Source organism: Eximiradius sp. (assembly GCA_937127445.1).
Taxonomy (GTDB): Bacteria; Bacteroidota; Ignavibacteria; order Kapaibacteriales; family UBA2268; genus JAKIZO01.
This window is the reverse complement of record CAKZLY010000027.1, coordinates 100,665-124,043: the sequence shown is the minus strand read 5'-3', so window position 1 is coordinate 124,043 and position 23,379 is coordinate 100,665. Positions and strand designations below refer to the sequence as shown.

Below are 23,379 nucleotides of genomic sequence, written 5' to 3'. Positions count from 1 at the left end.
AGCGAAATAATCTTTGGATAATTCATTCTTTTCGGACCAATCAGCCCAATCGATCCATAACTAGAACCCAATTTATACGAACTCAATACTAATGCATATTCATCTAAAATACTATCGTTCATCTCACTTCCTATAAGCACCTTAACATTGCCTGGTTCCTCGTATTCATCAAGCAAATGAATTACTATATCCTGATTTTCAATTAATTCAATAATACTTTTGATACGTTCTTTTGATTCAAATTCGGGATATTGCAATAAATTTTGAGTCCCAGCAACAAGTAATTGTTCTTCATTTTTGGTAGTGAAAATATCATCTAATGATTCAGTAAATAATCTTAATAAAGGAATATTTTTCAATGGATAGTCGGAGATTAAATTATGGAAATTATCTTTAATAAATTTTATTGTTTTATTTGAAATTTTCTCATTTATGTATTGATTAATATGGAATAAATTCTTTTCATCAATTTCATAATCTACTTCGAGAGAAATAGTTCTCACAATATTTGAATCAAGTGCCAGCACAATTAATAGTCTGTTAGAACTTAACTTAATTATATCAAGTTTTACTACTTTACAGTCAATAATTTTAGGGATCTTAACAATGCTTAAATAATTGCTTAGCATTCCCAAAATTTTAGAAGTATCACGCAATATATTTGATGTGTCTGTGCTTGATAGATTCTCTTTTACTTTATTGATTTCCGTTTCAGTTACTTGAATGTAATCATTAATCGAATCAACATAAAATCTATATCCTTTATCGGTAGGAATTCGTCCAGCGGAAGTGTGTGGATGAGTAATATATTCTAATTCTTCAAGGTCAGCCATAACATTTCTAATAGTAGCCGGACTTAAATTTAACTCACCTTCAAGATATTTCGAAAGCGTTCTGGAACCAATAGGCGAAGCTTTCAATATATAGAGTCTTACAATTTGTATCAATATTTCGCGCTCACGCTCAGTTAGTTCTTTGCCAATATTGTTCATAATTATTCTGCTGCTATTGAAGTTACACACTTATTTATTAATTTTATTAACGTTTATTAACGATTTTACTTGTTTTTTTATGATTAATAAATTATTAATATTTATGTTAAAATTATTTTCAATACTACAATAATTTGCAAAAAAATTAGTTAATAAACATAGATATTAAGATTTCACTGTATTTTAGGAGTATAAAAATGGATGAACCCAAAGTTGCTCAGCATTCGCCTTATCCTGTTGTATTAGAACCTAATAAAAAATATTACTGGTGCTTATGTGGAGAGTCAAAAGCTCAACCATTTTGCGATGGATCACATAAAGAGAAAGGACAATTTCGTTCTCTTCCATTTGAGGTTTTTGCTCAGAAGGAATATTATTTATGTGGTTGTAAAAAAACAAAGAGACCACCTTATTGTGATGGGACGCATAATAAAATTTAAAAATATTAATCTTTACTTTATTTACTATTAATTGAATAATAATTAAATTAAAACATTGTTAGAATAGGAAATTAAATGTGATAATTATACAAATAATCTTTAATTTAAGTTTATTGGTGGCTGCTAGTATTATTTCTGGATTTGTGGATTCGATCTGGAAAACTACCACAAAAAAAGTAATTGTATTACAAGGATTAATTTTTGGTGTAGTAGCTCTGCTTGGAATATTTTATCCATTTGTTTTACAACCAGGATTGATTTTTGACGGACGCTCCGTTATTATTAGTCTCTGTACTCTTTTTTATGGACCATTGGCAGGAATAATTTCTGCCATTATACCTGCAATCGGAAGAATTTACCTCGGGGGAATAGGAGCAATCACAGGTGTTTCAGTTATCACTTCTTCTTTTCTGATTGGATGGATTTTTCATCGTTTAGTGCATAAGAATAAAATTAAGCTAAACTTAATTAATCTATATATTTTGGGAGTTTTAGTCCATATTGCAATGTTAATTTTGATGTTTACTCTTCCTTCAAAATTAGCTGTAGAAACATTGAAAACTATCTCAATTACTGTTATTTCATTTTATCCATTAGCAACAGTATTTATAGGAAGAATAATACTTTACCAAATTGAATTGCGTGAGTTAGTGAAAAATTTGAAAGAATCCGAGTATAAATTTAAACTAATTACAGATTATTCAAAAGATTTCATTTGGATGACAGACTTAAACTTAAATTATTTATTCCTTTCTCCGTCGGTTGAGCGTATTTATGGATATTCTATTGAGGAAAGAAAAAACAAGAAAGCTACTGACCTTCTTACTCCTGAATCATACAACTATGCAATGAAACTTTTAGAAGAACAGTTTGAAATTGAGGCAAAATACCCAGAAAATAAAGATAGATATGTGGATGTACGCTTCAAAGAAATCCGCAAGGATGGGAAAATAGTTATTACAGAAGCAGTTGTTACTTTCATCAGAGATGATAACCATAGACCAATAGGAATTATGGGTATTACTCGCGACGTTACAGAAAAACATCTTATTGAAGAGGAAATTAGAGAAAGAGAAGAAAAATATCGCCTTTTAGTTAATAATATTACTGATTTTATTGTTAAAATTGACAGTTCTTTTAATTACATATATCGAAGTGATTCTTTTACGAAATTCTTTAACAAAAAGGAACATTCTAATTCATATCTCTCAATTTTTTCTGATAAGGAACGGATTGAAAAGTTATTTGCTAATTTTGGTGAAAAGTCTGAAATATCTTTCGAGCAAGAAATTGATTTATTTGGTTCAAAAACATTCATTCTTTGGAAAATTAGAGCTCTTAAAGCAAATGATGGTGATTTGCAATATCTTTGCGTAGGTAGAGATATTACTCCTTTAAAAATTATCACTGAAAAGCTTCAAGAAAGTCAGGAAATATTCAAAACTATTTTTAATTCAAGTCCGTTAATCAAGTTTTTTGTTGAAAAGGGAACAAATATTATTAAAGATGTTAACGACACATTTATTCAAGTTTTCAATACCAAGCAAAATATAATTAGCAAACGTGTTGATGAACTTTCTCTTTGGTGTAATACATCTGATTATTTAAGTATTATTGATAAATTTAACAGAAATGGTTTTGTAAGGAATTTTGAAACTATAATGAAACTTCCAAATGGAGAAGTAAGAAACATACTGGTTTTCTGTGATTTAATTATTATTAGAGGTAGTGAGCATTTAATCTTTTCTCTTCTTGATATTACTGAAAGAAAAATTGCAGAAGATAAGCTCAAAGAAATTAACAATGAATTAGAACAGATTGTTACAAATAGAACTGAAGAATTAAATAAAGCATTGCAGGAGCTGAGTAATTCCAACTACGAACTTCAACTACTTAATCAACAAATGCAACAAGATGCTGAAAAAATTATTCGTTTAAATGAAGAACTCCAAGATGCAATTGCATCTCGTGATAAGTTTTTCTCCATTATTGCACACGATTTGAAAAATCCATTTTTAACTTTATTGAACAACTCTGAAATGCTCATGCGTTATTATGATAGGATTGATGAACACAAGAAAATTGAACTGATTACAAATATAAAGCAAGCATCGCAATCTACCTACAATCTACTTGAAAACCTACTTCAATGGTCGCGTGCTCAGATGGGGCATCTTCAAGTTCATTTAGAACTTCATGATATTACAGAAATTGCATATAAAGTAATTTCACTTGTGCATCCTCTTGCTCAGAATAAAAATATTCAAATTGTAAATAGTATTCCAGAGAAATCTTTTATTTTCTGTGATATTGAAATGACTTCTACTATTTTAAGAAATTTATTGACCAATGCTATTAAGTTTTCTAATAGTGAAAGTAAAATTGAAATAGGATTGTCAGAAGTTATTTTTAAGCAATATTATGATAAGAAAAAACTATTTTCTGTTTTCTTCGTCAGAGATTATGGAGTAGGAATAGAATCTGAAAAATTAGATAAATTATTCAGTATTTCTGATATTGAAGCATCAAAAGGCACAGATAACGAAAAAGGTTCAGGTTTAGGATTAATTATTGTTAAAGAATTTGTTGAAAAGCAAAGTGGAGAAATTTGGGTCGATAGCAAAGTTGGAGTTGGCACAACTGTTTATTTTTCATTACCTATAAATTAGAAAAATGGATAATTTACTTTTAGGTGTGAAGCAATTTAAGGATGAAATTTATCCTGAATATAAACAATTGTTTGAATCTCTGAAATCTCAACAATCACCACATACTTTGTTTATTGGATGCTCTGATTCGAGACTGATTCCAGATTTAATTACACGAAGTATGCCTGGTGATTTATTTGTTGTTAGAAATATCGCCAATATAGTTCCTAAGTATAGGTTATCAGAGGAATATCTTGCTACAACTTCTGCAATTGAGTTTGCCGTTTTGGGATTGAATGTGAAGAACATAGTTGTTTGCGGTCATTCTAATTGTGGAGGCTGTCGTGCATTAGTTCAGCAAGAGCAGTTCAAAAATATGCCCCATACAATTAAATGGCTTGAACAATCAAGTGAAATAATCAAAAATATTGGTAGTAACTTTAACGATGATAAAATATTCGAAGAGATTGAAAAACAAAATATCATTTTACAATTAAACAATTTAATGACTTATCCTTTTATTAAAGAAAAATATGTGAGTAATTCTGTTAATATTTACGGTTGGTATTTTGATATCGGTTCAGGAACAGTTTTTAGCTATAATAAATTAACAAATCAATTTGAAAAATTGGATTAAGATAATTTAATATATATCTTGTGGTACGCCTATTATTTCCCGTTTTCTCAAATTAAACATAAAATTAAATCCAACTTGGATAGAAGCAATCCTCGGGTTATGAACATTTGTAACATTTTCGTCAGTTTTAAGCAGCGTTTTTAATGGATCATTCTTTGGAAAATGCTTGTAAACTCCACTTAAAAAATATCCGCCTGAAACAAATGCATTTAATTCTCCAGATTCATCTGCATAAATTGGGTGTTCATATCCAACCCTGAGTTCAAATACATTATTTTGAATTTTCGTTTTTATTTCCGAACCCTCAACTTTTGAATTAATCGGGATGAGATATGAGATCCCAAGTAGAAAATTATTAAAATAAAAGTTAGGTGATAATAAAAAGTAATTATGCGACATCTGATATTCTGATTTATCTTTATGGGCTGAAATCATCATATAAGAATATGCAGAATAAGATACACCAATTTTTAATCCAATGTTATCTTGCTCTGTTAATGGGAAATATACACAAGCACCAAAATCGGGGATATTGTTAAAACTTAATCCATTTTTTCTACCTAATGGAGTATTTACCGCACTAACTCCAGCTTTGTAGCCAAGAAATGGTCCTATGCTTACTACTTTTGTTTGTTCTGCTTTAAGGCAATTAAGGGTAAAAAAGAAAATAAATAAAATGGATGCAATTTTTCTCATAGCTATCCTATACTATTTTTTATTTTACAAAATAAGTAAAAAAATCATAATTTTGCCAATTATTTTGTTCAAGAATTCGATTTAAAGATATGGAAAAATCTGATAGTATAAATCGAAAAGATTATGAAATATTAATCAGGCGACGTGGAGATAAAGATTATTCTTCTTATTGTCCTCAGCTTGGTTTAGTGATAAAAGGGGAAGAGCACCAGGAAGTACAGGGAAAAATGGAAGAAACTATACAGAAACACATTGATCAATTAATACAAAAGCAAGAGCAGTAATCATTTCTTCTCTGAATTGATTAATTCATCAAGTTCCAACCAACGTTCTGTCTTTTGGTTAATTTGTAGTATTATGTTATTTAGTTCAGAATAAAGTCGGTTCATTTCTTGAAAATTACTGCTGTTCAATGTTGCGATTGTTTGTTCAATCAAAGATTTACTCTTTTCAAGTTCTTCGATTTCAATGAATAAATTTTCGTATTCTTTTTTTTCTTTATAGCTTATTTTTTTAATCTTAGGTTCCAATGCTTGTTTGGGAGGAGTGTTTTCCTTCGAACTTTTTTCAATAATTGGTATTTCACGATTTTCTAAGTAGTACGAATAATTCCCGGGGTATTCTTTTATTTTAGCATTATTTTCGAATGCAAAGATAAATTGAACTGTTTTATCTAAAAAAGCTCTATCGTGCGAAACAATAAGCAGAACGCCATAAAAATCTTCCAGATATTCTTCTAATGAATTTAAAGTTTGAATATCTAAATCGTTAGTTGGTTCATCTAACAAGATGACATTTGGATTTTGCATAAGTACTTTCAAAAGTGCCAGTCTTCGACGTTCACCACCCGATAAAGTAGAAACAAATGCATTATGTTGTTCAGGAGGGAATAAGAATTTGTTGAGTAAATCGCGTACAGTCAGATATCTGTCGCGTCCAACTCCGCAATCAATATATTCAGCAATTTCTCGCAAAGTTGCTAATACTGTTTTATTTTCATCAAGTTCAGTTAGTTCTTGCTTGTAATAGCCAATTTTAATAGTATCGCCAATTTTAATAGTTCCACTGTCAGGTTTGGTAATTCCTGCTAATATGTTCAGTAAAGTCGATTTACCACAACCATTAGGACCAATTAATCCAATTCTGTCGCCTGGCTTAGCAATATATGAGAAATCTTTAAAAAGAAGTTTATCATTTATTGATTTTGAAATATAATGAGCTTCAATAATTCTATTGCCTAAAAAAGTTTTTCCTAACTCGATTTTTATTTTTTTCTCTTCAATTTTTTTGATTTCAGCAGAAATTTGGCTAATCCAATCAATTCGACTTTTTTGTTTTTTTCTGCGAGCGGGAGCACTTTTCTTCAACCATTCAAGTTCTTTTATGAGCTTACTTTTTGTATGTTCAGCAGTAGAATTAATTGTATCTATATAATTGGTTTTCTTTTCAAGATAATCTTCGTAATCACCATCGTACCAAAAAATTTTTTGTTCATCCAACTCTAATATTTTTGTCGCAACTGCATCTAAAAAATATCTATCGTGAGTAATAAAAAATAGTGATTTTGACTTTTTCATGATAAAATCTTGCAGCCATTGAATGCTTTCTGTGTCCAGATGGTTAGTTGGTTCATCCATAACGAGTAAATCAGCATTTGAAAAAAGCAATTTGGCAAGGGCTATGCGTTTGCGCTGTCCGCCAGAAAGCTCCGAACAAAGTTTGTAATAATCAGATATTCCAAGTGCAGAAGCTATAGATTTAGCTTCGCTTTCTAAATTCCATATTCCACGTTCCTCGATTTTTTGCGTAATCTGTTGTAATTCTAAATGTTCGTTTGAGTTAGGAAGAAGTTTTTTGCTACACAGCAAATTGTATTTTTCTATTAATGCGAAATCTTTTCTTCTTCCATCTAATACCTCTTCTATTACTGTAAGATTAGATTTAAACAATGGATTTTGTTCAAGAAAGCCGAATGTAATGTTTTTATTAAAAATCACTTCACCTTCATCTGCATATTCATTCCCAGCAATAATATTCAACAAAGTAGATTTGCCAATTCCATTTCTTCCAATCAGTCCAATTCTATCGTATAAGTTCATTCCAAAAGAAATGTTTTCAAAAAGTGTGATTTTATCGAACTTTTTTGTCAAATTATTTACCGTAAATAATACCATAGAGTTTCCGAAGATTGAGTATTTTCGGTTAGTGAATATAATAATGGGCAATCAATTATTCTTCCCAGGGAAGTTTTATTTTAATTGGTATTGCCTTAAGCTTGTATGAAACAAACAATGGCGAAAGAGTATTAATAAGATATGCTTCTACACCATCCCGCTTGACCTTACCAACTTCGCTCCAAGTAACGAATACACCTCGTGTAGCGAAAGCATTAATTGTAACATCTTGTCGTGCTGTCATCAAATGTGAACGAATTAAGCCTGAGCCCACTTTCAAAACTTTTCTTTCATCAACTCCTGTCCAAATTATATACACTCCCTCAGCAGTTTTCAAAACTGGATGTTCCATGTCCAACTTAAATAACTCACACCAAACTTCACCCTTACATTTGTACCATAAATTTGCCATATCGCCTCCGATAGTTTATTCATTTATGACTATAATTTTCTGAACTCCAGTTGAGTTTGTAGTTTCAGAAATACCGACAACAAAATAGACGCCACTCGATACTTTTTTATTATTTGTATCTCGTCCGTCCCAAAATGTTTTTCTGCTGCTTGTCCGTAAAGAACGCACAAACTCACCATTGACTGTAATTATTTTTAATTCTGTATTTGATGCGAGCCCGTCTATTGAAAGGTATTCATCTTTACTTATTTTAAAGGGTTGCGGGTAACAAACAATATCGAAATTATCTTTTGGTTCGATAATGTTTGTTCTTACTGAATAAAGCCCTTTATCAGTGCCCAAATATATTGTCCCATTGTCAAAATTACCACATACAGAGTAAATATTATTTGTTTTTAGTGGTGAGTTGCTCGAATTAATAATTTTTACTAATTCAAAAGTATTATACGAAACTACAAAAATTCCATTTTGTGTTGCAATCCACGCATTTCCAGTTGGATCAATTAAAATATCATTAATATATTGATTATTCAAGTGATTAATTTGCCGCACAATGAGTTGGTTGTTTGATAGGACAGCCGAAGGATTAAAAATAATGCTCAAACCCTGCCTGAATCCTAGCCACAAGCAACCATTTGGATCTTTTTTAATAACAGTTGGCGAATTATCAGGTAGTGAAGTATACGTAGAAGTAGAAATTATTCCACAAACATCGTCAGAAGTATTTTCAAAAGTATTCTTCTCATTAAAGTAAAAAATGCCAATACCTTCTCCTGGATACGAACCGATCCACTTTGTCCCATAGTTATCAATTTCAAGTTTTAATATACGGCGTTCATCTGATTTGTAACAATTTGAAAATGGATAAGATTTCCCATCACTTGCCCTTACTAAAAGGATTGGACCGGCAGTTTGTTTTCCCCAGTTTGTGAACCAAGTATTGCCTTTTGCATCAGATTTAAAATCGCCAACAAATAGGAAAGTATCAGTTTCAGTTTTCGTTCCAACAAATTTTTCATTTCTTTCTGAAAGAAATGAGAATTGTAAAGGTCTTTGGTAAGGATTGCAATAAGCAACACCTCCACCAACGCTGCTGCTATAAAGAAGATCGTTAATAATTGCAACGTTGTAAAAATTGTCTGTAATAAATATCGGGAATTCCTTAGATGTAAAATTTTCCCAAATACCGTTTTCAAATTTTGTAATACCACCCTTATAAAAAAGTGCTTGCAAGTGTGCACTTGTGGACCATAAAACGCCATTTTTGTCAATTGCAAGGCTCGAAAAAGTATTATTCGAAGGTGAGTTTGGAGAAATTGGGTTGCTTGAATTATTATTTTGAAAAATTACTATTCCCGACGTTGTATTGATAAGCATTAGATTGTCATTTAGGAATCCACCATTACATTCATTCGTGTAAATATTATTGCCCTCTTTATCTATAATGCCATTTCGAGTAACAATCCAATATGAATTTCTACTTGAAATCAGTTCAATAATTTCATCATTCACTTCAGCAATATTTATTATTGAATTATTATCAACAGCAAATACTTCTCTTGAATTACAAAAAAGCAATTGATTCTGAAAAGGAGTAATTGAAACCACATTTTGGTTTGTAGATAAAAACTCAACTACTTCCCAATTGCTTGGGATTTCAATGAATTTAGTTAGTTCGCAATAAGCAATTCCGCTTTTAGATGAAGCCCAAATTTTATTGTTTGCTATATAAATACTGTTTATATTCTCCGTTCTATCCCAATTTGCAATTTTAACAACACTTGTTGTAAAAATTCCTTTATTGATGTCGTATACAACGATTCCAAAACCTGTTGCAATATATAAAAACCCATTATAAGAAATAATTTTGTTTATTTTTAAGTTAGGAAAATCACTTGTCGAGATACTTGTTATGTGGCGAATATTGAAGTCTTTAGTGAAAATTTCAATCATTCCGTCTGAAAAACCTGCAAAAATTAACTTTGAAATCGAATCGGAATGAATAGCTGAAACGTTGTTACTCAAAAGACCATTCATCGAATTAAATGTTTTAAAACTTTTATCTGATGGTGAGTAGACAAAAATACCACCATTAGTTCCACACCATATATTACCATAATTATCAACGGTTGAAACAGTAACATTTTTATATGAGGTATATAGTTGCCAATCAAACAAAAAAAGATTTTGTGAAAATATGCTTGATTTGCAGAATAATAAGCAAACTAGGAATAGAATCTTTTTCCACATCTTATTTGAATTCTGGGTTATCAAAAAGTGAAACCATCTCGATAGCGCTCATTGCTGCTTCGAAGCCTTTATTACCTGATTTCGACCCAGCACGTTCTATAGCTTGTTCAATCGAATCGGTAGTTAGTACTCCGTAAATGCAGGGGATACCAGTTTCTAATGAACTTAAAGCTATTCCTTTAGTTACTTCCGATGCTATATATTCAAAGTGTGGTGTTGCCCCACGAATAACAGCACCGATAGCAATTACTGCATCATACTTCTGAGTTGCGGCAAATTTCTTTACAGCAAGTGGTATTTCGAATGCACCAGGAACATAAGCAATTGTTATGTTTTCTTCGTCGACTTCATTTCTTTTAAGAGCATCTAAAGCTCCATCAAGCATTTTGGAAACTATAAACTGGTTCCAGCGAGAAACCACAATTGCGAACTTTTTCCCTTTTGCACTAAAAAAACCTTCAAGTATTTTAGCCATTTTGATATTCCCTACTAGTTAATAATTGCAAATATATAAAAAAATAGCATAATTTTTCAACTATGTTATTTATCTTTGTTAATAAACAACATACTTTTACGTCTAAAAACTAGTATTTTTTTAGGTGTTATTATGCCGGTTATTACTGTCTTTGGTGGTGGGACCTATACTGAAGGTACACCAGAGTATCAAAGTGGCTTGGAAATAGGCAAATTACTTGCCGAAAAGAATTTCCATATTGCTACTGGTGGATATTCCGGGATTATGGAAGCTGTTTTACGAGGCGCAAAAGATTACAACATCAAGAGGATCGGAGTTACAACAAATTTTTTTGAGAATAGGCAACCTAATAAATATATTAATGAAGAAATAAGATTGGATAATTATTTCGATAGGCTGAAAAAACTAATTGAAATAGGTGATGCTTATATTGTTCTTCCTGGAGAAACTGGAACACTTCTTGAATTCGCTGCTGTTTGGGCTTTGAAAGAAAAAGGAGTTATGGGAGAAAATAAACCAATCGTTTGTTACGGCGACCAATGGAATGAAGTTATACAAACTATGTCTTTTTATTCAGAAGCACTTCTTGAGCGATCTTACTTAATTGATTATGCCGAAACAATAGATGATGTTATTGATAATATTTATAAGTACTTTGGATAGCTAAATGAAACAAATTTTTGATAGAATTAAAAATATATTGAAATCAGAATTGAATTCAACCGATAGTAATGATTTTTTTGATGTTGATTTGGATAATGACTTAAAAAAAGAGTTTGAAAATTTATCTCATAATCAAAAGAATGATCGGAAAAGTAATTTTACTATTGATATAGATGAGCAAATGGCTTTCTCTATTTTAGAAATTGCATCTGATGCATCGAATGATGAAATAAAAAGAGCATATTTATCTAAAATAAAGGAGTATCATCCAGACAAAGTACAAAATATGGGAAAAGAAATAAGATTGTTGGCAGAACAAAAGACCAAAGAAATTAATGAAGCTTATAACTTATTACGGAAAAAAAGAGGTTTTTAATGTTTAATAAAAAAGTTTTTAATGAATCATTAATAATTATTTCGTTTTCAATTGTAATTGCTATTATCTATAATGCTTTAAATCCGAACGGTCTTGGTTTGCTACCCCAAAAAAGTAAAATCATAGCGGATTCACTTTTGTTCGATGAATCAAATCTCATTGACCAAGCTAAGAGTGACACACTAATTAATCAACCACTTTCTAAAATTGATACCCTTAAAACAGTTGTTAAAGATAGCCTACCTGCAAATAAAAATATTATTTTAAGTGATGAAAGTGATGCCAAAAGCCACGGCGATTTCAAAATAGTATCTTTTGAACAAATGAAAAGAATTGTTGAATCAGATAAATTTATTATTATTGATGCTCGCCAACCTGAGGCTTATCAAACTGCTCATATACCAAATTCAATAAACATATTTGCTTACGAGGAAGAAGCAACTTTAATTCCTAAAATATTATCTCTTCCTAAAGATAAAACAATAATTGTATATTGTGATGGTGGTTCTTGTGATGTAAGTCATCATTTAGCGGAAATATTGATACATTCATTTGGCTTTAAAAGAGTGTTCTTATACGAAGGTGGTTGGGAAGAATGGAGTGCAAAGGTTAGGAGCTAAATCAATGGACGATACTAATATTAAGCGTGATTTCAGATATTTGCTGCAGTTAAGATACGGAATTATTGGTGATTCACCCGAAATTCAGAAAGCTATTGAAACCGTAGAAATGGTTGCACCTACTGATTTAACTGTTCTCATTACAGGTGAAACTGGAACTGGCAAAGAAGTTTTTGCAAATGCGATTCATTCATTAAGTAACCGAAAAAAATTCTCATTTGTGAGTGTTAATTGCGGAGCAATACCTGAAACCTTGCTTGAATCTGAACTGTTTGGAAGCGAGAAAGGTGCTTATACCGGTGCAGTCGAAACTCGTAAAGGTTTCTTTGAAACAGCAGATAAAGGCACTATTTTTCTTGATGAAATAGGAGAGATGCCTATTGGGACACAAGTAAAATTATTACGTGTCCTTGAAACGGGGCAATTTTCTCGGCTTGGCTCACCTGAAATAAGAAAAGTGGATGCGCGAGTAATTGCTGCTACAAATCGTAATCTTGAAGAGGAAGTTGCGAAAGGGGATTTTCGTCAGGATTTGTATTTTAGGCTGAATGCTGTCCAAATCGAACTTCCTCCATTAAGAGAACACGTTCAAGATATTCCTTTGCTGGTTGAATTTTTTGCTGAACGTATCGCTGAAAAATATAAATTCAAATTTGAAGGAATTTCGTATGAAGCAATCACAATACTCAAATCGCTTCCTTGGCCAGGAAATATCAGACAACTTAAAAATTTAATCGAAACAATAGTTACCTTAGAAAAAGGTGCTTTTATTACTCGTGAAATTTTACTTAAATATATTCCACCAGCTCTGCCTGAATATAAACGTAGCGAAATACCTAAGACAAACTCAATTATTTCTATTTCAAAAGACTTGCCGGATACAGATACCAACCTTCTTTTCAAATCAATTTTAGAAATTAAAAATGATATTGTTGATATCAAACATTTTTTAGGTAGAATTGCTGGGAATTTTGATTTATTATTTGAAGAAATCCATTCTTTAAAGCAAAACCTCCATTTTCAAAGTGATATTTTAGAAAATGAAATTCAAATAAAACCTTTAGAATTAGTTGAAAAAGAGATGATAATTGCTGCTTTGAGTAAATTTTCCAATAATCGTAGAATGGCAGCACGTGCTTTGGGAATTAGTGAAAGAACGCTTTATAGAAAACTTATCGAATATGGAATTAAATAATTTATGAAAAAAATCATTCTGATATTTTTTGCTATTTTATTAATTACTACTATTTATATAATTTACTCTCTCTTCTATTCTCCGAATATAAATAAGAGTGTTGTGGTTAAAATCAACAAAGGTTATACCGTTTCTAAAATATTCGATGAATTAAATAAACACAGATATTTAAAGCATAAAGAACTCTATTTGATGATTTCTCGCGTGTTTATTCCCAAAAATAAAACTATTAACCAAGGCACTATTATTATTCCACCGAACACAAGTAATTTTAAGCTTTTTCTTGGTCTTTATACCGGGGAATTTGTTTTCAAAAAGAAAATAACTATGCCAGAAGGTATGAATACTGCACAATATGCTTCAATTTTCCAAAAAGAGCTCGATATTGATAGTGTTAAGTTTGCTCAGTTAGCACATTCTTCCAAAATTGTTCAGAAGTTTAACATTCCAGCGGCAACCGTTGAAGGTTATTTATACCCTAACACATATTTTATTGATTATGGGAAAAGCGAAGAAGAAATGATTGTTTTTCTTATTAATCAATTCGAAAATATTTGGCAGAATAATTTTTTGGGAAAGAGTCTTCCGCTTGATATGAACCGGCATCAGGTGATAACGCTCGCCTCAATTGTTGAAGCAGAAACGCCGGTTCTTGAAGAAAGACCGAAAGTAGCTGGTGTGTATATTAATAGATTGGCAAAAGGAATACCTCTTCAAGCAGATCCCACTGTCCAATATGCAATAAATAAATTTTCACGTCTAACATATTCAGATTTGAGTTATGATAGCCCTTATAATACTTATAAATATGTTGGATTGCCACCTGGTCCGATTAATTCGCCAAGCAAAAGTTCAATTGATGCAGTGTTGAACTATGAAAAACATGATTATCTATTTTTTGTAGCAAAAGGAGATGGTTCTGGGTTGCATAATTTTGCTCGAACTTATGAAGAACATTTGAAAAACGTTTCATTATATAGAAAAAAAATTGGACGAAAAAATGGTTGATTCTCTTCAAAAAAAAATCAGATCTGCATCGATCATTATAGTTGTTTCTAATGTGATTGCAGGATTAGCATTTATTGTAGCAGGAATAATCATCAAGGAAATATTATTGACTTTTGGTGGTGTTTTTGTAATATGTGCCGGAATAGCATTCAAATTTATTATGCAAAGAATGCTAAAAAATATTGAAAAAAATAGCAACTGAAAATTATTTATAATTTACCAAATATACTTCTACCAAACAATTGATTGAGATGCTAAGATAGCAATTTCATATGCTTCTTTTGTTGTATTTCCAAGTGCAGTGATGTGCCCCATCTTTCTTCCTTTTCTTGAGCTTTTTTTATTATAAAGATGCAATTTGATTTTGCCGTAACTCAATGCTTTCGAAACGTCAGCAGGGATACCCGAGCCATCTCTTTCACCAAGTAAATTCACCATACAAGCAGCGGGAGCGATCATTTCAGTTGAACCAAGTGGAAGTCCAGTTATTGCACGAATCACATTTTCGAACTGTGAAGTTCTACATGCTTCTATTGTGTAATGTCCTGAATTATGTGGTCTTGGCGCAATTTCATTGACGATAATTTCACCATTACTATCCTCGAACATTTCAACCCCGAAAATACCAATACCATCGATGCTTTCAACACATTTTACCGCTATTTCCTGCGCGATATTCTTTTGTTCAGCAGTAATATCAGCCGGTGCTAAAACAACCTTGCAAATATGATTTTCTTGAATGGTTTCTACAACTGGATAAACAGCAATTTCTCCAGAAAGGCTTCGTGCAACCATCACTGCAAGTTCTCTCTTGAAATCAACAAACCGTTCTGCCATAAGTTTTCTTTGCTTGCCATCTGAACTAAATTTGGCGAAGGCTGTGCTAATATCATCTATATTTTTTACTGTATAGTTGCCATATCCATCATATCCAAGCGTTCTTGTTTTGATAAGAAATGGATAGCCAAATTTTTCTCCAAATTTAGATGCTTCTTCTATCGTATCGACTGATGAAAAATCAGGGACTGGAATATTATTATTAAAAAATACTGTTTTTTGATTAAATTTATCTTGCACAAAACGCATAGTTTTTGCCGAAGGAAATACATTAATGAAATTAGAGATATATTCAAGTATTTCCGGCTCAATAAACTCATTTTCTAACGTAACAATATCAGAAGCTTTGATAAATTCATCAAGATTGATTTGATTATGCCATCCTTCGGTAAATTCAAGTTTTGTCATATCTCCAGCTGGCGAGTGAGCTCCGTTTTCAATAATTGCGACCTCCAAACCTAAACGATACGATTCGAGTGCGATCATTTTAGCAAGCTGACCACCCCCAAGTATTCCTAATGTGAATGTTTTTTTGTTATTTTTTGATGTGAGCATCATACTAACCGTTAATTTATGATTAATAAAATTAATTTTATGTCAAACACTTTTTTTACAAAAATATTATTTGTAATTTAGAATATTATTAAATTATTTTTAGGAGTTTAAAAATTCAGTTATCAATTGCAAATAGCTGAAAAAACACAAAATTACAATTCTAAAAATCCTATTCTAAATGGTAGGGTGCTCGTTTTAAATCAAGGTTACGAGCCTGTAAGTGTCTGCTCACCTCGCAAAGCAATTATCCTGAGTTTGCTAATGAAAGCTGAAATTATTGAAGTGAGAAATGGTATGCATATTCACACTATTTCAAGCGTTTTCCCTTATCCAAGCGTCATTAGGCTGTTTAGTTTTGTTCGTCGCCCTTCGAATTATATCGAGATTTCACGAAAAAATATAATGCGACGCGATAATTATCAATGCCAGTATTGTGGTAAAACAAAGTCCGATCTTACTATTGACCACGTTTTACCACGTTCTCGTGGAGGTAAAGACACTTGGGAAAACCTTGTTACAGCTTGCCATTCTTGCAATTCAAAAAAAGGCAATAGAACACCCGAAGAAGCTGGAGTGAAACTTTTAAACAAACCTAAAAAGCCCAGCCACATTCATTTGTTAAAGCAGTTTGCCAATATTTCGGAAGAAAGCTGGAATAAGTTTCTTTTTGTGTAATTTTGTGTAGTATTAAAAGGTTTTTTGTAAAGCGAAAATTGTGAATTCGCTAAGATTGTTTTCTCTCTTTTTAATAAATCTAATTTTATCCAAATTTCTACGTTTTATATTAAAGAATTTGCAAGTTAAATCGATATTATTGGTATGTTTATTGCTTGTTTCATTACTGAACTTTCGGAGTTTAGATGAACGAAACACTTAAAGAATCAGAACTTTGGATAGATAGAGGCGACCAATTTGCAAAATCTGGTGAAACTGAAAAAGCGTTGGAGTGTTATCGCAAGGCTTTGGAAATTAATCCACGTGCTGCATATGGTTATTTCAAGCGGGCGCAACTTTACATCAACATAAATAAACTTGACGAAGCTCTTAGCGATTTAAATAACGCAATTATATTGAACCCAAATCTCTCATTTGCTTATTTTAAGCGAGGTTCAATATATTTAGAGATGAAATCCTACAAAGCTGCTATCGAAGATTTCAATTCCGCAATTGCTCTAAATTCTGACTTTCCTTTTGCATATTTCAAAAGAGGTGTCTGCTTTTTAAAATTAAAAAGATATCGGGAAGCACTTGAAGACTTCAATAAAGCAATCGATTTAAATCCTACATATTTCGAAGCAGTTCTATATCGTGCAAACACTTTTTTTGAATTGAAGCAATATAAAGAGGCCATCGAGGATTACTCAAAAGTTATTGCTATGGAGCCATCTAACGAAACAGCTTTTATTTCTCGGGGTATTGCTTATGGGGCGTTAGGAATGTATAGAAATGCTATCGAAGATTTTTCTACTGCCATTGCATTAAAACCAAATGATCCTATAGCATATAACTATAGAGCACTAACATTAATTAAACTAAAACAGTACGATAAGGCACTCAAAGATTTCGACTATTTAATTGAGAAGAAAATTCCTATACCAGATATTTTTAGCAACAGGGCAATTGCAAATTTCTTTTTGAAAAATTTTGAAGAGGCTGCAAAAGATTATACCCGTGCTATCAATCTTAATCCAAATTCATCTGTTTTGTATTACAATAGAGCAAATGCATATTATAATTCCAAAAGATATCTCGATGCTATTCTTGATTACGATAAGGCTGCCGAAATTGAACCAAAATTTGCCAATGCTTATCTGGGACGAGGCAATTCTAATTATGTCCTCGGTAATTTCAAAGAGGCAATTAAAGATTATAGTAAAGCGATAACTTTCAATCCAAGGCTTTACCAGGCTTATATTGGAAGGGGCAATTGTTTTATGAAACTTAGATATTATAAAAAAGCACAAGAGGATTTTACTTTAGCAATTGAAATAAGACCAGATAATCCATTAGGTTATCTAAATAGAGGTAGCGCTTTCCGAGCTGACAATAAATTTTCTGATGCTGCGAGAGATTTCAATCAATTCCTGAAACTTGCACCTGCTTCTAATAATTCAATGCAAATCAGGCAGTGGCTGAAAAAGAATGGATTACCCGTTGAAGCTTAATTTGTACTTTTGTATTTATAGCCATCAATTAATGCTTTGAATAATGTTTTGAGCTGTTTAAAGTTCTCCACTGTTTTCAAAAATGTTAAAAAATAGCCAATTGGCCTTATATACGGAACAAATCCATCCCCGTGAAGCTTATCAATTGCTGACAAGTTACGAACCATATAATACGTTTTCCAAGTGAATTTTGCTTTATCAGGTACAGGAGTAATTAATCTGATAAAAATAGCATCTCTTATTACAGCTGCTTTGAAATTATTTTTTAATGCTCTAACTGAAAATTCTGTGTCGTCACCGTAAATGAAAAAATTCTTTTCAGGAAGTCCAATTTTTTCAAATACAGTTTTATGAATAAGCGGTCCTTCGAATGTAAATGCTTCAACTGGAATGGCTTCGTTTTTTAAATCATCATCTGAAATTATTTCTCTCCAGATACTTTTAAAAGGGTTGTCAAGAGTTATTTTTTTTACATCATTCAAATAAACGTCTTCAATATTATACCTTAATGGGCATAAAATATCATATTTATTTCGATATTTAAGCAAAATTTCCAGACAATTTGGTTTTGCTACTACATCATCGTCCATTAGCCAGATATAATCAGCTCCTTTTGAATATGCATATTTTGAAGCAGTGTACTGGCCCCCTGAACTTCCGAGATTTTCCTGAGTAATCGTTGTAATATCATTTTGTTCTACTAACCATTCGTAGGTCCCATCATTAGAGCAATTATTCACTACGACTATTTCATCAATTTTACGAGTTTGATTTCTAAGTCCATCAATTACTTGTTTCAATAAATCGAGCCTGTTATATGTTACCACACAAGCAGTTATTTTTTCCATATGCTTTCGTCAATTAGGTAGAAATGATTATTTTCGTTAGTAATAATATATTTCTCAATATAATCAGAAGCAATAACGTGGCTCGGAAACATAACATATTTTGAAATATCACTTAATGCAATCCATTTGTAATCTGAATGTTCATGTGAAATATTTACTTTTGCATCATCATATACTTCAAAGACAAAAACTGGTGAAAAATTCACTTCATTTTCACGATAGCTGTAAAAAGAAGCTAAATAAGGCAGGTTCCACAATTTAACCGGAACAATCCCAGTTTCTTCGAATACTTCTCTAATAGCTGTTTCGATTGGTGCTTCAAATTTTTCAATACAACCAGTTACCACTTGCCATACATTGGGATATGGCTTAGCGTTTTCATTGCGCTTAAGAATTAATTGCTCATATTTTTCTTCATTTTTATTGAAGCGAATAATATGAACCTGAACAGTTTTGGTTTTGTAATCCATTTTAAAATATATATTTTATTGCTACAAATCCTCCAATTAAGAGTATTGCAAAAGCAATTGATAATTTATCGAAGTATTTGTCTATGAAATATTTTATTTTGGGACCTAAGAAATAAATTAGACCGCCAACAAGAGTAAATCTTGCAGCTCTTCCAATTAGGGAAACCCCAACGAATGAGAAAAACTCCATATTTACTGCACCAGCTGCAATTGTAGCAACTTTATAAGGTATAGGTGTAAATGAAGCTAAAGCAAGAAACCATATCCCAACTTCACTATTATATGCTTCAACAATTCTTAGCCAAGCATCTTGTGCGTGATAAAAATCGATGATTCTGTTGCCAACTATTTCCATCAATCCCCAACCAATGTAATAGCCACCAATTCCACCTATCACTGAACCAATTGTACACCAAAAAGCAGCTCTAAATCCTTGTTCCGGAGCGCTTATTGCAATTGCAAGCAACAATATATCAGGTGGCAACGGAAAGAAAGAAGCTTCTATGAAAGAAATAATAAATAACGCTTGAAAGGCATAAGGCTTGTTTGCAAAGCTCTCCATCCATTCCTTGCCATATTTCATCCATTTTTGAACTTTTGTTAAAATCATAATAATTATAATTATAATTATAATTTTGGAAAAAACAAAATTAATCAAAAAATCGATTTTATATTCTATGATAATTTATGATTGCCAATAATTCTTATATTAATTTTGAGAATTCGACTATTTTCAATAAATTATATTTTTTATAAACTGAAAATTACAAATAATTATAGGAGACAAAAAATTGAAAAAGTGCTTTAAAATTGTATTAATTTTGGTAGTTTCTGCATTGTTGATGCAAGGTTCACAGTGTTCTTCACGTGAAATGACCACAGCTAAAGTTGCGTATCAAAACAAAGATTACCAAAAAGCAGTTGAATTCGCGAAACTTGAAATTCAGAAAAATCCTAATAATTATGAAGCAAAACTTTTACTTGCAGATTCATATATTCAACTGCGTGACATTGAAAATGCTCATCTTGTTTTCAAAGAGTTGATGGATAAAGATACTATTAGTATTATTAAAGAAAGAAAAGTTGGTATGCGAAATGCTCTTTGGGTAAATGCATATAACGAGGCTTGGAACAACTATGCTAAATATAATAAAACAAAAGATGAACAAGCATACATCAAAGGCGTTACTTTTACTCAAATTGGCACATATTATATGCCTCGTATTGTTGACTTCTACATTATTGAAGCAAGCCTTCACGAGCTTAAAGGCGACCAAGAAAAAGCAATGGAAGCTTACAACAAATATGTTGAAAATATTAAACCTGAATTAGATTTTGCAAAGGCAAACAATGTTTATATTAATTTCCCAACTGAAAAGTTATCTGAAAAGTTTGGAAAGCCATCAAAAGTAAATTCTTCAATCAATATGTCGGGCGATTCAATCAGAACCGATACTTATGTTGTTAAAGGTCGTACTGTTTATTTCTTCTCTGATAAGGCAAATGGTCAATGGCAAGTTGCAGGTTGGCGTGTTAATCCACCAAGAGATTGGTTGCCTGCCGAGCAAACGCAATTCACTCCACTTAATAGTTCTCCAATAGGAGCTCTTGCATCATATTATTATCACAGTTTGAAAAACAAAGAAGCTGCTCTCAGTTATGTTAAATTGCTTACAATTTTAGAACCTTATAATGCCGATGCAAACACTTCTTTGATTAACCTTTATATTGAACTGGATAAGAAAGATGTTGCTATTAAAGAAATGGAAGAACTGATCAAAGCTGATCCTGAAAATAAAATTTATTGGGAACAATATGGCTCATTATTGATGAATTTCGGTAATTATGATAGTGCTATTGAAAAATATCAAAAATCACTATCTATTGACCCAAATTATGATTTTGCGCTAAGAAATATTGCGTCTGCATACAAAAACAAAGCATATAAAATCCAGGTTTCTGAGCAAGATAAATTAGACAAGGATCCTAAATACAAAATTAATGTTGAAGCGTTTATGCCTCATCTTAGAAATTCAGCTGATTATTTTGAACGCTCTCTTAATACCGAGCAATTCAAAGATGATATGGACGTTCTGGCTGAACTTGCCAATATTTATTTAGTAACAAACGAAAAGAATAAATTAGATGCTGTTGTTTTTAAATTAGAAGCAATTGAAAATAAAATTGACGATAGTAAAAAATCCAATTATTATCTAAAAATGATTAAAATCTATAGTGATATGAAAAACGAAAAGAAACTTAAAGAAGTTCAGTCAAAATTTGAAAGTCTTAAATAATATAGGTGTTTTTATGGATAAGAAAGAAAATCAGCCACAACAGATCAGTATAGAACTCGGCGAAAAAGAAGCCGAAGGTATTTATTCGAACTTAGCAATTATTTCGCATTCGCCTGCGGAGTTTGTATTTGATTTTACTCGGTTGCTTCCAGGTGTGCCAAAAGCAAAAGTTATGTCGCGAATTATTATGACACCCCAACATGCAAAATTACTACTTCGTGCTTTAAACGATAATATTCGTAAATACGAAACGACTTTTGGCGAAATCAATATTGATGGGCCTATGGGGAAACTGTTTGAAGGTTTCGATACTGGCACTCCTAAGGTTAATTAGTTTATATATCATTTATCAAGAGGCTGAGTTCTATATCAGCCTCTTTTTTTATTAATTGTAAAAAAATATGAATAGTTCTATTTTAATTCTCTTCTTAACATAAAAAAATATTAAACAAAGGTCAATAAGATTAATATTGTATTGAAATTTTTTGTAATTTTCATGTTAATTAATTGTAAATCGAAAAAGGTTAAAGATGATTGAGAATTTTGATGATTTGAGAAAATTTGATTCTGCTTCAATGTTTCAAGTATTGCTCGATTTCCCACAACAAATAAAAGAAGCGATCGAAATTGCTAGAAATTGTGAAATTTATTATAATATTGATATTTTGCCGACTAAATTTTTAATACTTGGAATGGGTGGTTCGGCAATTGGCGGCGATTTGCTGCGTTCTTTTTGCAAACAAATGCCGGGTGCGAATCACCTTCAAATTTTCATTAACAGAAATTATGAAATTCCAAACTATATTGACGAAAGCTGGTATGTGGTTGCATCATCTTATTCAGGAGGAACAGAAGAAACCATTTCTGCTTATAATTTAGCAAAGAGTCGTACAAAAAATATATTAGCTATTACAAGTGGGGGAAAACTCGAAGAATTAGCCAGAAAAGACGGTTATCCTGTTATAAATATTCCATCAGGTTTTATGCCAAGATGCGCACTTGGTTATTCTTTTTTCACCTTGCTATTGTTTCTAATTCGCATTAATGCTACCAAAAACAACATTTCAAAGATAATATTAAATAATATTGAAACTACCATAGAGTTATTAATCAACAAATCAAAAATCTATTCAGAAAATACCAATCGTAATCTTTCATTTTCAATTGCGAAACAAATTAAAGGGAAAATACCTGTAATTTATTCATCCGAAAATACATTAGACGTTGTAAATCTTCGTTGGCGTGGTCAAATTCAAGAAAATTCCAAGAATTTAGCTTTTGGTGGATTGCTTCCTGAAATGAATCATAACGAAATTAATTCCTGGATTGAACCAAGTTTGTTAATCAATCACTTTGTTTTTATTCTGCTACGTGATAAAGACGAAAATCCACAAATTTCAAAGCGTTTTAAAGCAATTAAACAAATTTTTTCTGATATGGGTAATGTAGTAATTGAGCTTCAAAGTGATGCTGATAGTTTGCTTGAACGTATTTTCGATTTAATCTATTTAGGTGATTGGGTAAGCTATTGGCTTGCTTTGCTTAATGGACAAGACCCTACACCAATACCGCTAATTTCCAAAATGAAAGACATATTAAGCAAAAGTTGATATGTTAGCTC

25 protein-coding genes are annotated in these 23,379 nt (G+C 31.5%); 15 read left to right on the top strand and 10 right to left on the bottom strand.

All coding sequences use genetic code 11. The features are described from left to right. Nucleotides 1-992, bottom strand: a 992-nt coding sequence (gene hrcA / locus AC6QZF_RS08680; RefSeq protein WP_499799489.1) for a heat-inducible transcriptional repressor HrcA, incomplete at its 3' end; no start/stop codon positions are given. 197 nt (nucleotides 993-1,189) lie between these two features. Between hrcA and AC6QZF_RS08675 the strand changes: the two genes are divergently transcribed. The 3 genes from AC6QZF_RS08675 (at nucleotide 1,190) to AC6QZF_RS08665 (ending at nucleotide 4,717) form a co-directional block, all read left to right on the top strand. Beyond that, nucleotides 1,190-1,432 carry a CDGSH iron-sulfur domain-containing protein gene (locus tag AC6QZF_RS08675; RefSeq protein ID WP_499799488.1) on the top strand — a complete coding sequence of 81 codons (243 nt, stop codon included), beginning with the start codon at nucleotides 1,190-1,192 and terminating at the stop codon, nucleotides 1,430-1,432. A 116-nt stretch (nucleotides 1,433-1,548) separates the two neighbouring features. Continuing rightward, nucleotides 1,549-4,101 (top strand): PAS domain S-box protein, encoded by a 2,553-nt coding sequence (locus tag AC6QZF_RS08670; protein ID WP_499799487.1) that lies wholly within the window; start codon nucleotides 1,549-1,551, stop codon nucleotides 4,099-4,101. Between the two features lie 4 nt (nucleotides 4,102-4,105). After that, the gene (locus tag AC6QZF_RS08665; protein WP_499799486.1) at nucleotides 4,106-4,717 is read left to right on the top strand and encodes a carbonic anhydrase; all 612 of its coding nucleotides are present in this window, start codon (nucleotides 4,106-4,108) and stop codon (nucleotides 4,715-4,717) included. Between the two features lie 6 nt (nucleotides 4,718-4,723). Here the strand turns inward: AC6QZF_RS08665 and AC6QZF_RS08660 are convergent, their stop codons facing one another. Next, on the bottom strand, nucleotides 4,724-5,413 hold the full coding sequence (locus AC6QZF_RS08660) for a hypothetical protein (protein ID WP_499799485.1): 690 nt from the start codon (nucleotides 5,411-5,413) through the stop codon (nucleotides 4,724-4,726). Nucleotides 5,414-5,502: 89 nt separating this feature from the next. Between AC6QZF_RS08660 and AC6QZF_RS08655 the strand changes: the two genes are divergently transcribed. Further along, nucleotides 5,503-5,697, top strand: coding sequence for a hypothetical protein (locus AC6QZF_RS08655; RefSeq protein WP_499799484.1), 195 nt, complete (start codon nucleotides 5,503-5,505; stop codon nucleotides 5,695-5,697). Here AC6QZF_RS08655 and AC6QZF_RS08650 read toward each other — a convergent pair whose 3' ends face one another. From AC6QZF_RS08650 to ribH, 4 genes are read right to left on the bottom strand one after another with little or no spacing between them, the layout of a single operon-like run. Continuing rightward, on the bottom strand, nucleotides 5,698-7,587 hold the full coding sequence (locus AC6QZF_RS08650) for an ABC-F family ATP-binding cassette domain-containing protein (RefSeq protein ID WP_499799483.1): 1,890 nt from the start codon (nucleotides 7,585-7,587) through the stop codon (nucleotides 5,698-5,700). A gap of 55 nt (nucleotides 7,588-7,642) precedes the next feature. Next, nucleotides 7,643-7,999, bottom strand: coding sequence for a hypothetical protein (locus tag AC6QZF_RS08645; protein ID WP_499799482.1), 357 nt, complete (start codon nucleotides 7,997-7,999; stop codon nucleotides 7,643-7,645). A gap of 15 nt (nucleotides 8,000-8,014) precedes the next feature. Next, complete coding sequence (gene porZ / locus AC6QZF_RS08640; protein ID WP_499799481.1) at nucleotides 8,015-10,249, bottom strand: type IX secretion system anionic LPS delivery protein PorZ; 2,235 nt, start codon at nucleotides 10,247-10,249, stop codon at nucleotides 8,015-8,017. Nucleotide 10,250: 1 nt separating this feature from the next. Next, nucleotides 10,251-10,724 (bottom strand): 6,7-dimethyl-8-ribityllumazine synthase, encoded by a 474-nt coding sequence (gene ribH, locus AC6QZF_RS08635; RefSeq protein WP_499799480.1) that lies wholly within the window; start codon nucleotides 10,722-10,724, stop codon nucleotides 10,251-10,253. 132 nt (nucleotides 10,725-10,856) lie between these two features. Here ribH and AC6QZF_RS08630 point away from each other — a divergent pair, with 132 nt between their 5' ends. Genes AC6QZF_RS08630 through AC6QZF_RS08605 form a run of 6 tightly spaced genes read left to right on the top strand, consistent with a single transcriptional unit; the run spans nucleotide 10,857 to nucleotide 14,788 of the window. Continuing rightward, on the top strand, nucleotides 10,857-11,387 hold the full coding sequence (locus AC6QZF_RS08630; protein WP_499799479.1) for an LOG family protein: 531 nt from the start codon (nucleotides 10,857-10,859) through the stop codon (nucleotides 11,385-11,387). A 4-nt stretch (nucleotides 11,388-11,391) separates the two neighbouring features. Then, a complete protein-coding gene (locus AC6QZF_RS08625; protein ID WP_499799478.1) occupies nucleotides 11,392-11,763 on the top strand; it encodes a J domain-containing protein in 372 nt (123 codons plus the stop codon). Then, on the top strand, nucleotides 11,763-12,383 hold the full coding sequence (locus AC6QZF_RS08620) for a rhodanese-like domain-containing protein (RefSeq protein ID WP_499799477.1): 621 nt from the start codon (nucleotides 11,763-11,765) through the stop codon (nucleotides 12,381-12,383). The genes AC6QZF_RS08625 and AC6QZF_RS08620 overlap by 1 nt, the downstream gene beginning before the upstream one ends. A 4-nt stretch (nucleotides 12,384-12,387) precedes the next feature. Beyond that, on the top strand, nucleotides 12,388-13,578 hold the full coding sequence (locus AC6QZF_RS08615; protein ID WP_499799476.1) for a sigma-54 interaction domain-containing protein: 1,191 nt from the start codon (nucleotides 12,388-12,390) through the stop codon (nucleotides 13,576-13,578). Nucleotides 13,579-13,581: 3 nt separating this feature from the next. Beyond that, the gene (gene mltG, locus AC6QZF_RS08610) at nucleotides 13,582-14,586 is read left to right on the top strand and encodes an endolytic transglycosylase MltG (protein WP_499799475.1); all 1,005 of its coding nucleotides are present in this window, start codon (nucleotides 13,582-13,584) and stop codon (nucleotides 14,584-14,586) included. After that, nucleotides 14,579-14,788 (top strand): hypothetical protein, encoded by a 210-nt coding sequence (locus AC6QZF_RS08605; protein WP_499799474.1) that lies wholly within the window; start codon nucleotides 14,579-14,581, stop codon nucleotides 14,786-14,788. The genes mltG and AC6QZF_RS08605 overlap by 8 nt, the downstream gene beginning before the upstream one ends. Before the next feature lie 29 nt (nucleotides 14,789-14,817). Here the strand turns inward: AC6QZF_RS08605 and AC6QZF_RS08600 are convergent, their stop codons facing one another. Beyond that, nucleotides 14,818-15,981 (bottom strand): 5-(carboxyamino)imidazole ribonucleotide synthase, encoded by a 1,164-nt coding sequence (locus AC6QZF_RS08600; RefSeq protein WP_499799473.1) that lies wholly within the window; start codon nucleotides 15,979-15,981, stop codon nucleotides 14,818-14,820. A gap of 123 nt (nucleotides 15,982-16,104) precedes the next feature. Between AC6QZF_RS08600 and AC6QZF_RS08595 the strand changes: the two genes are divergently transcribed. Further along, on the top strand, nucleotides 16,105-16,653 hold the full coding sequence (locus AC6QZF_RS08595; RefSeq protein WP_499799472.1) for an HNH endonuclease: 549 nt from the start codon (nucleotides 16,105-16,107) through the stop codon (nucleotides 16,651-16,653). A gap of 185 nt (nucleotides 16,654-16,838) precedes the next feature. After that, the gene (locus AC6QZF_RS08590; protein WP_499799471.1) at nucleotides 16,839-18,143 is read left to right on the top strand and encodes a tetratricopeptide repeat protein; all 1,305 of its coding nucleotides are present in this window, start codon (nucleotides 16,839-16,841) and stop codon (nucleotides 18,141-18,143) included. Here the strand turns inward: AC6QZF_RS08590 and AC6QZF_RS08585 are convergent. From AC6QZF_RS08585 to AC6QZF_RS08575, 3 genes are read right to left on the bottom strand one after another with little or no spacing between them, the layout of a single operon-like run. Then, nucleotides 18,140-18,991 carry a glycosyltransferase family 2 protein gene (locus tag AC6QZF_RS08585; RefSeq protein WP_499799470.1) on the bottom strand — a complete coding sequence of 284 codons (852 nt, stop codon included), beginning with the start codon at nucleotides 18,989-18,991 and terminating at the stop codon, nucleotides 18,140-18,142. The genes AC6QZF_RS08590 and AC6QZF_RS08585 overlap by 4 nt on opposite strands. Continuing rightward, the gene (locus AC6QZF_RS08580; RefSeq protein ID WP_499799469.1) at nucleotides 18,979-19,461 is read right to left on the bottom strand and encodes an NUDIX domain-containing protein; all 483 of its coding nucleotides are present in this window, start codon (nucleotides 19,459-19,461) and stop codon (nucleotides 18,979-18,981) included. Before AC6QZF_RS08580 ends, AC6QZF_RS08585 begins: the two co-directional genes overlap by 13 nt. Before the next feature lies 1 nt (nucleotide 19,462). Then, on the bottom strand, nucleotides 19,463-20,071 hold the full coding sequence (locus AC6QZF_RS08575; protein WP_499799468.1) for a YqaA family protein: 609 nt from the start codon (nucleotides 20,069-20,071) through the stop codon (nucleotides 19,463-19,465). 181 nt (nucleotides 20,072-20,252) lie between these two features. Here AC6QZF_RS08575 and AC6QZF_RS08570 point away from each other — a divergent pair, with 181 nt between their 5' ends. The 3 genes from AC6QZF_RS08570 (at nucleotide 20,253) to AC6QZF_RS08560 (ending at nucleotide 23,368) form a co-directional block, all read left to right on the top strand. Then, nucleotides 20,253-21,758 carry a tetratricopeptide repeat protein gene (locus AC6QZF_RS08570; RefSeq protein WP_499799467.1) on the top strand — a complete coding sequence of 502 codons (1,506 nt, stop codon included), beginning with the start codon at nucleotides 20,253-20,255 and terminating at the stop codon, nucleotides 21,756-21,758. A gap of 13 nt (nucleotides 21,759-21,771) precedes the next feature. After that, nucleotides 21,772-22,092: a DUF3467 domain-containing protein gene (locus tag AC6QZF_RS08565; RefSeq protein WP_499799466.1), complete on the top strand. Its 321-nt coding sequence runs from the start codon at nucleotides 21,772-21,774 to the stop codon at nucleotides 22,090-22,092. A 196-nt stretch (nucleotides 22,093-22,288) separates the two neighbouring features. Next, entirely contained in the window at nucleotides 22,289-23,368 is a 1,080-nt protein-coding gene (locus AC6QZF_RS08560; RefSeq protein ID WP_499799465.1) for a bifunctional phosphoglucose/phosphomannose isomerase, read from the top strand. Nucleotides 23,369-23,379 lie beyond the last annotated feature (11 nt).